Origin of the sequence: Crinalium epipsammum PCC 9333 (assembly GCF_000317495.1) — a bacterium.
GTDB classification, from domain to species: domain Bacteria; phylum Cyanobacteriota; class Cyanobacteriia; order Cyanobacteriales; family PCC-9333; genus Crinalium; species Crinalium epipsammum.
This window is the reverse complement of sequence record NC_019755.1, coordinates 21,244-29,492: the sequence shown is the minus strand read 5'-3', so window position 1 is coordinate 29,492 and position 8,249 is coordinate 21,244. Positions and strand designations below refer to the sequence as shown.

The 8,249-nt window shown below is 38.1% G+C and carries 7 protein-coding genes; 2 read left to right on the top strand and 5 right to left on the bottom strand.

Going from position 1 to position 8,249, the window contains the following annotated elements:
- The first annotated feature begins 825 nt into the window (after positions 1–825).
- Positions 826–2,748 (top strand): hypothetical protein, encoded by a 1,923-nt coding sequence (locus CRI9333_RS24345; protein WP_015205642.1) that lies wholly within the window; start codon positions 826–828, stop codon positions 2,746–2,748.
- Positions 2,749–3,354: 606 nt separating this feature from the next.
- On the opposite strand, the gene CRI9333_RS24340 is transcribed toward CRI9333_RS24345, so the two are convergent.
- On the bottom strand, positions 3,355–3,921 hold the full coding sequence (locus CRI9333_RS24340; protein WP_041227114.1) for a hypothetical protein: 567 nt from the start codon (positions 3,919–3,921) through the stop codon (positions 3,355–3,357).
- Positions 3,922–3,928: 7 nt separating this feature from the next.
- On the bottom strand, positions 3,929–4,342 hold the full coding sequence (locus CRI9333_RS24335; protein ID WP_015205640.1) for a sensor histidine kinase: 414 nt from the start codon (positions 4,340–4,342) through the stop codon (positions 3,929–3,931).
- Between the two features lie 233 nt (positions 4,343–4,575).
- Between CRI9333_RS24335 and CRI9333_RS24330 the strand changes: the two genes are divergently transcribed.
- Complete coding sequence (locus CRI9333_RS24330) at positions 4,576–4,803, top strand: hypothetical protein (protein WP_041227112.1); 228 nt, start codon at positions 4,576–4,578, stop codon at positions 4,801–4,803.
- 172 nt (positions 4,804–4,975) lie between these two features.
- On the opposite strand, the gene CRI9333_RS24325 is transcribed toward CRI9333_RS24330, so the two are convergent.
- The 3 genes from CRI9333_RS24325 to CRI9333_RS24315 are packed head-to-tail and all read right to left on the bottom strand — an operon-like array spanning position 4,976 to position 8,231.
- A complete protein-coding gene (locus tag CRI9333_RS24325) occupies positions 4,976–5,941 on the bottom strand; it encodes a hypothetical protein (protein WP_157462506.1) in 966 nt (321 codons plus the stop codon).
- Positions 5,938–7,101, bottom strand: coding sequence for an AAA family ATPase (locus CRI9333_RS24320; protein WP_015205638.1), 1,164 nt, complete (start codon positions 7,099–7,101; stop codon positions 5,938–5,940). Before CRI9333_RS24320 ends, CRI9333_RS24325 begins: the two co-directional genes overlap by 4 nt.
- Positions 7,101–8,231: a DUF262 domain-containing protein gene (locus tag CRI9333_RS24315; protein ID WP_015205637.1), complete on the bottom strand. Its 1,131-nt coding sequence runs from the start codon at positions 8,229–8,231 to the stop codon at positions 7,101–7,103. The genes CRI9333_RS24320 and CRI9333_RS24315 overlap by 1 nt, the downstream gene beginning before the upstream one ends.
- Between the last annotated feature and the right edge of the window lie 18 nt (positions 8,232–8,249).

The window sequence follows — 8,249 nt, the reverse complement described above, 5'->3', positions numbered from 1 at the left end:
ATATAACAACTAACATACGCTCTCGCTCTTGCTAGTTAAATTGCAATCAATTGTTAAATTATCAACCTAATTTTTTGACTAATTATAGCTAAATATCTCGCTTTGACATCAGTACAAATGTACTTAATAAATTACTATGTAACTAAGTTTTGTATTAAGGCTATTTGAGCCTCCATTTGCTCCTTTGAAATTAGTTTCAGTGAGATTGCTAATGTCCACAATTACTAAGCTAACAGGTAGACCTTTGTTAAAAATGTTGAGTTAGCCAACTTTTCAGTGCAGATCAAATCAGCTTCAATAAAAATATCACTCCTAAAAATTAACTGGTAGTAGTTTGGGAAGTAAATTTAATAAAAAGTTGAATTGTCAGCAGAGTAAAATTTGGATATCTATTTTTCCTATAGCTCGAACAAGATTATCTAAGTAGGCAGAAACAATTAGCAGTAAATTAGAAAATTTTCCTTCTATATGTTGGCACTCTGCTTATTTATCAGGTAAACTAGAAGTAATTAGATCCAAAAAATAAATATGTCGGTAGCCTCACCAAGGAGCCGCAACTGTTACTAACAGTTGCGGCTTCTTTTTTGCCATTTTTTTCAGAAGCCGCACTTGGAAAACTTTCCAATTATCACAACTGTTAGTTTTAAAAACGCCAAAAAACGCTTCGTACTTTCAACTGTACGAACTAGCTTAACTCTCTAAAGACTCAAATCCAATTCCCGCTTACATAGTCAGAGTTTTGTCCCCAAAACTCCCGCCAAATGGCTGATGATACCCTGTTTATCTCCGGACTCATTTTCGTACTAATTTTAGGAAAATTACCTCATGGCTACTCACAATTTCAATGTCTACTCAACAATGATTAACTGGAGTAAAAGTGATGAAGTTAAAAATACTCCTCAAATTTTTAAGCATCTAAAAACTGCTTTTAAGTACTGGATTTTGCAAGAATTTGACTCTCATTTTAATCCTAATTCTACTACCCCAAAGCAGCTAGAAACTTATTTACGTAAATTTCTTGTGATTAATTTAAATCCTGATGCTTTACTAGAGATTTTTGATCGAAGATTTGACCAGGCAGTTGCGAACGGATTAGTTTCTAGTACTACTAAAGGAAATTACCGTTCCGCTTTAGGCAGATATGTACAGTGGATAAAAGAACAACTTTGGTATGAAGAATTGTTTCCTTCCTCTCTACCTGTTTATGCTCCACCTTTAGTATCAGCTTCCCAGAAAAAACCACCATTACGTTCTAAGGCTGAAAAGGAATATGCTTTTAAAGATGCAAATATGCCATTAGCTTTACAACAAAACATGGATTTTTGGCGGAGTTTTTGGCAGGGCAAAGTTGTCCTATTTACACAAAATAAAGTTGATGCAGGTAATGAAAAAACTACTGCTTCTCAAAGAAGACAACAGCGGGAACAACGACGGCAAGAACTGACAGCCAAGGGAACAGAATATTCGCGCCCCCAGGTGAATATCATCGCGAACTCGACCTACAAACGCTATAAAAAAATAGTTAATTGCTTTTTTGGTTGGTTAGTTCATTTTGAAGAATATCACCCCGATGAACTTAACTTACTAATGCTGACAGATATTGTGTTGATTGAAGAGTTCTGTGTTTGGTTATTGACAGAGCGTAAGTGTACTACTAGCAGTTCTGTTAAGGTAATCCAAGCAGTAATTAGTATAGCTAAGTGTTTCACTTACGAGCAATCAAGCACTCGTGATTGGTCGGATATTCCGCTTGTGCAGCAGTTAAAAAATTTGCAATCTCATTATCTCGAACAATACAAACAGCAAAAGCCACAGTTGGATCAAAAACGATGGGAAAACAAAGAAATTACCCATGAGCAAGCACAATTAGTAGTGCAATACCTGCGCTCTTGTTGTGCAGAGCGTTCTAATTCTGGAACTCTTCGCACTGGGAATAAAATTGTTTGGAACTGGCAGGTGTATTTGATGGTAAAGATTTTAGTTTATGCACCTATTCGCCAGGAGGAGTTACGCAAACTAATTTTCGGTAAGACCTTGATTAAGGTCAAGGATAACAATGGTACCTTCCGTTATGCTGTGAAACTGAAAGAGCATAAAACCTTTAATCAAACTCATAAGGTTCGGTTTTATCCTTTACCAAGTATTCTTACTGCTGATTTAGATATGTGGTTGCAAGTAATTCGCCCGAAAGCACTCTTGGCTACCAAAGATTTGTCAACCTGGTTAGCTTTTACAAATAAGAAGTTGACGGATGTCGAGAAATTGCAACAGCAGTTAGAGGATGCACAACAAGGAATTTTACCCGCGTCCGTGAAGAATGTTGATAACTACATTACTGAGAAGAAAAGAGAATTGAGGGCGATTAATAGCTGCATAGAGGTGTTTGAGAAAGTCAAAGAAAATGCCGCCGTTTGTGAAAATGTATTTTTCAGTTTGGGTTTCTCTACCCCAAAAAGTTTTGCTCAACCTTACACTGATCAGCGAGTGCACAATGTTACGAGTTTTGTTTCTGCTGCGGTCGGCAGAGCAACTAAGGCTTTGTTTAATAAGGAATGCTTTTTAAATCCACATGGGTTCCGCAATATTGGTTCTAAGCAAGTACGGAAAGTGGGTAATGATAAGGCAGCATTCAGTGCGTTGGTTGGTCATAGCTTGGAAGTTGATGATGATTATGCTGCACAAATTACTTCTGATTATGAGTTGATTATTGCTTCTGTTGATGGTTGGTGGTGTGTTAAATATGAGTAATTGGAGTTGAGGTGACACATGGGGTATTTATGAGCAAACTAAGTACCCCATGTGCGCTCTTTTCTAACATTTTTTCCCCGCCTGGGAGATTGAAAAATTTAGCTGCTGCAATAATTTTTGGTAGATAAGCGCGAAGCTGTCACCAGGGGCAATTTAGACTAAAGTCCTTATTCCATAAGCATTTCAAAACTAGATTCTCCGGCCATCGCACTGAGTGAAATCTTGCAGAGTTTGCGAAGCTCCTACAGGATCAGACACTTGAGCAGATTTATTAAAATAGCTGAAAATGAGATACAGCAAAATTTTTATTGATTTTAATTGAGGGGCGACTTAACCCCTCTCAACCACTGAAAGCGGCAAGCCCTATCTAAATTGCCCCGTATGACAGCCTTGCGCTTATCTGCCCCTACTAGAACGAGAAAGTGGTAGGACAGTTAAAGGCTTGCTCTCATTGGGTTTCAGCCAACAAATTCAAAAAGTGGTAGGACAGTTAATTAAAGGAGAAAGAGAACCCCAAACAATTAATCTCCGTGATTTTAATAGGTTAATCGTTTATGCGTAGAAGTTTTAAATCTCTGTAGTAGAACACCAGAGGAATTTGTTCGACTAAGTTCTTTTCCGGATTCGCCGCTCACTTCTGAACACAGAGCGATCGCCAACTCCGATTAATAGAGCTAACTGTGCTGTTGTTAGTGATTCACCAAGGTTATCAACTCCAGCCTGTATTTCATCTAAAGACTCATTATTTAGTGATTCATTAGATGATTCACTTTGATTTGCTAATTGGGAAGTTTGAACATCAGTTTTGAATGATTCATTAAGTAATTCATTTGGTAAATCACTCTTAGCATTAGCTTGGCTTGGCTCTGTGGATGTATCCAAGCCTGAACTTCTTAAGTTGATAGCATCAATAATAGGTAACTTTTCTTCAAGGTGCGCGAACCGACAGGTCGGCGCTTGCGCGATCGCAGATTCACTTGCTTGATGAGTAACCTCTAATTGCTCCAAGGATGAATCTAAAAGTGAATCACTTACTGATTCGTCCGGTGCTTCACTAGCTGAAATTCCTTGATGATTCTGAAACTTAAGTAGTGGTAATTCATTTTGGATTACTAATGATTTACTTGTGTTTACAGCTTTTTTACTGGCATCACTAAGGGATGTTGAGCGCAATGAATTACTAGGTGATGGTCTTTGGTAACTGGATAATAAAGCTTGTCCCCTTACCCTCTGCACTTTCAACCCCAAGTGTCCCTTGATGCGCTTCAGTAATACTTTTAGCCAAAAATAATCCTAATCCCCAGCCAGTTTGCTCTTCAGCACAGACGGTTCGACGAAATTGTTGAAATAGGATTGATTGAGCGTTTAGAGCAATCGGATTGCCTTCATTATGGATAGTAAGGTTGATCTGCGTTTCAGTTTGCTGGAGCGTAAGTATAATCGGCGTATTAGGAGCGCCATATTTCACAGCGTTAATTGCTAAATTTTCAATCACTCTTTGTATTTCTTTACGGCTGCAATTCGTTTTGACCTCAGAATCAGAAATTACCACAAACCGCTCTCCATAAAGGGCAGATAAGCGCGATGCTGTCATACGGGGCAATCTAGATAATATTGCAGCGCGAGAGTGTTTTGGAGGGGTTAAGTCGCCTATCTATCAAAATTAATAAAAACTTTGCTATACCTCGTTTTCAGCTATTTTAATAAATATGCTCAAGTGTCTAATATTCCAGGAACTGAGCAAACTAGGCAATAGTTTTCAGCTAGATTGCCCCTGGTATCCCATAAGCTAGTTTTACCCCCATTAGGCATTATCTAATACGGACGGTGGGTGACACCAGGGCGAGCGCATCACTGTTTACGGCTAAAGGTAGTAAAACCTGCGTAGTAAGGCTTGCAGTTTCTTTAAGAACCGAATTCCAGAATCACAGAACTGCTGATGCTGGTAATGATGAGCCGATATTCTGTAGCCGTAAGGGAAAAGGTAAGGGATTTTTAAGCCGTGAGTACCTTACTAATCTTGTGAAGAAAGCAGCTAAACGTTGGTGCAAGTGATAGTGTTAGCGCTCATTGGCTTCACTCAAATAACTTCCCTAGGAAGACGAAGTTAAGAAAAATTTCTTTCTCCTGCGTCATAATGAGCCAAAAGTTCGCTAGCATCCATATAATTTAATTTCCTATAATCTAAAATCCAAACAAGTAAGCACCTTCTTAATTAGCTTTTGGTTTATCCTTTGGTGAGCTTGGGGCCAATATAAACAACTTTGATCTTATTTTGACCTTGGGAACGAGGCCACTCAAAATGTATTCGGATTTGTGGCGTTTTTATCTTTCCATGCCAAGAACAAAAAATCTTTTTATTTTTATCATCGGGATCAGGAAATGTCATTTCCTGCTTAAAATTGCTTTTGTTTGTTTCTGACTCATCAGTGAACCATGCTTTTTTACCCATAAAGTGCTCATTTAACAACTCTATACCTGTCTGTGAAAGTTGACCATCTATGTCACTTTCCATAACAAGTTGGTTAAGCACATGAAGTAGTTCAAAGATCCTTTTTCTTACTTGTTGACTGAAAGGTACGGGCAGTAAGCAATCTATAGCAGTATCTGAGATAAGTAAACCTTCAAACTGAGGTTTAATCTCGACATAAACATCTTGCCAGCAAGAGTAAGTTTTGGATTCCTGTATTAATTTAACTAATTCTTCAAGATTCCAACAATTATCTACATGAATGACATCGAGGGGGTCTTCAGAAAGACCTTGCTGAACTAATAATGGACTTATTGTGAACTGAAGCGAACTCCCTTGAAAACTAAATACCCCACTATCAATACCTGCAAGTTTCCGGCGAGATGCTTCCCCTAATCCTTGATCGGTGACATCGCGTGACTGACATTCAAAATAGTCATCTTGATTAGGCTGTCGGTTATCATCCCAAAATGGCCCAGATTTAGTTACCCAGTTAAGTACTAATTTTTTAAAATCATTATCGTTTTTTTCACAAACAGCTTGGCGAAGGTTAGCAACTGGTGTTACCAGTCGTAAATGAAGCAAGCGCGAACAATATAGTTGGCTACGAAATGTTGGATCGCTGTTCCTTCGTTTAAGCAAATCTTCTAATACTGAACAAAATGACTGCGAATCAGGGAACTGTCCGTCTAAAGACAAGTCATTAATATGCCATTCCATCATTCCCAACCCGCAAGTTTAGCCAAATCTTTTTCTGATTGATTAAAGAAACCATCAGGCCATTCGCTGAGATTACCGTCTGAATCGATTAATGGCGAAACAACATGGGGCAAACCAGTGGCTGTTGATTCTTGGGGGTGACTGAAAAAGTGTACTGCAACTTGATCTGGCATAATTTTCTCATTTTTCACAGCTAATCGAACTCCATTAAGAAGATGATCGCTATGAGTTTCAATAATCACTTGAACTCCAGCAGCAGCAATTTGAGATAAAAATAGACCTATCTGCGATTGTCCTAAAGGGTGAAGATGTGCTTCTGGGCTATCAATGATCAAAATCTGTTGAGGTTTTGCGAGTAGTCCTGCCACAATTACAGGAAAAGCATACGTCAGTCCATAACCAATATTTGAAAGTCTTCGCCAATCACTAAGGTCTCCCATTCGCATTTCAAGGCGCACTAAACTGGTTTTTGTTATAGTTTGTGCATTTGCTTGGGCTCCTAAAAAAAGCTGGCTTGCCCAAGCGTTGAATTGACGACGTAAAATTGCTGCTTTGTCAGATGGATTACGACGTAACTCATCAACGTCGTCATCAAGAGATTGCTCAAACCACCAAGGTGCAAATTCACCCTGAACTCCAACATTAGCATGAACTAGAGCTCCTTCTTCAGGGGCAGGAAATACTTCAGCCGTTCCGATTCTGACTGCACTTAGAAAAATGATTTCACGTAATCTTTCCATTAATTGCACTGCTTCAGTAGCAGACCCAGAGGGCAAAAGCATATCCAAAGTTTTAATATCGCTATCGCTATATTCGTTTGTCCCCTCAACACTTTTGATTTTGAGGTTTTGAATTTGTAGAGCAGCGTCTTGCGCCTGCAAACTCCATGCAATTTCAGTAATGTCATCTTCAACAGAAAACATGACATTAGGCTTTCCAGAATTTAACACCTCGCCCAGTGTTCCTAAACGGACAAGCGAACTATTTAAGTTCAACTTTGTTGCTCTGTTATTAGACCGCAACGTTTGAGTAAGTAACAAAAGACTCTGTAAAGCTGTTGACTTACCTGCGGCATTGAATCCTGTTAGTAATGTCATAGGAGCTAACGGTAATGAGAGAGAATTAAAACATTTAAAATTGACAATTTTAAGTCCTGTTAACATTAACAAAATACCTTTTTAATAACAACTTCCATCATTTGAAATCGGGATTTCACTTGTTTTGAACTATTGGTTGAAACAGTAATAGCTTGTAAAAAATCTTCATTTCTGACCAAATCCTTAACTACCTCTTTTAATAATTTTTTTCTCTCTGTAACAATCCCGTAATTTAAATTTGCAAGCAAAACTGAACAGCAATCAAATAATGCTATGTTTAGTACCTGTCGATTTTCAGGTTCAGGCTCATAAGCTAGAGATTTTCGGAATGAGTGTTTGCCAAAAAGCAAATAATTTACCTCCATTGAATTTTGAAATTCTTGAGTTAAATCTTCTAGCTTATTTTCTGAAAAAGTATTCATTTTTTCTAATGATTTTGCCAAAAAATCATCCATATCGCTTTTGTACTGTTCTATGTCCAACAGTCGAAATGCACAAAAACGATTAATTGCTTCTCGATCACGCATGGTTTTCTTACTGAGACTATTACCAGTTGCCTTAAGAAATGCTTGGCTCTCAGCAGCTTTAGCAAGCCACCGAGTTGCAGATCCATTAAATAGGCAATTACGCATTTGTTGACGCGCTAGAGGTTCACCACTGTTGACTCTCTCAAAAATATCCAGTTTTGCTCTTTGGGGAGCTTTAGAATCAATGATATAAAGAGTAAGCTGAGTATCTTCAACTCGCTCTTGTAAATGAATAGGTAAATCACGAAAATATTTACCTGTTAGGTAAATTTCTTGGTCGGTCTTTTCTCCACCATGTCCTAGTTTATTAAGAGCAAAATCATTATTTAAGTATTCGTAGAATGTTGTCAATCGCTGTAATCCATCAACAATAATGATACGTCCATCGTCAGCTTCGGCTACATAAAAAACTGGCAAGGGAATACGCATTAAACAAGATTCAATTAGTCGAGACTGCTGCTTAGGTGACCAAACAAAACCTCGTTGAAAATCAGGATTTAGGATATAGCGATTATTTTTAATTCTTTTGACGACTTCGCCAAGTGTTCGCTGTTCTGTGCGTACAAAAACAGAGTCAAGAGGATATTCTCCCCACCCTACAGACTCTAATTCTTCGAGTCCTTCAATTTTTTCATTTTCTTGAGGAATACTTTCTACGTTGTCATTCATAATAACGTTATTCTCCTT